1 protein-coding gene is annotated in these 298 nt (G+C 58.1%); it reads left to right on the top strand.

Translation table 11 applies throughout. From position 1 onward, the window contains the following. Window positions 1-34 precede the first annotated feature (34 nt). Window positions 35-298 (top strand): hypothetical protein (locus H6A60_RS13030; RefSeq protein ID WP_205105289.1); only part of this gene is annotated, 264 nt, incomplete at its 3' end.

Here is a 298-nt window from a genome sequence, read left to right as displayed (position 1 = left end):
GCCTTAGAGAAAGAGCGCCGCGAAGCCAAAGAATTTGAAGAAAACGGCAGAGGCTCGCAAGAAAGCTTTTGAAGACGCGCTCCAGGCCGACAACAAGTCGCTCATTGAAGAGAATCGCGCGCTTGAAGCCGAAATTGATCGGCACCGCGGCACGCTTGGCGCCATTGCCGACTGTTCGGATGCGATCGAAATGCGCGCCCGACTCGAATCCAACGTACAGGCCGCGCGCGATGCGGCCGCACGCTATCGCACGGAAATCGCCGGCCTCGACGAATACTTGAAGAATGCCGTCTCGAAC

Source organism: Sutterella massiliensis (genome assembly GCF_016899755.1).
GTDB lineage: Bacteria > Pseudomonadota > Gammaproteobacteria > Burkholderiales > Burkholderiaceae_F > Sutterella > Sutterella massiliensis.
The sequence above is the reverse complement of the archived record's forward strand: the minus strand, read 5'-3'. Positions and strand labels throughout refer to the sequence as shown.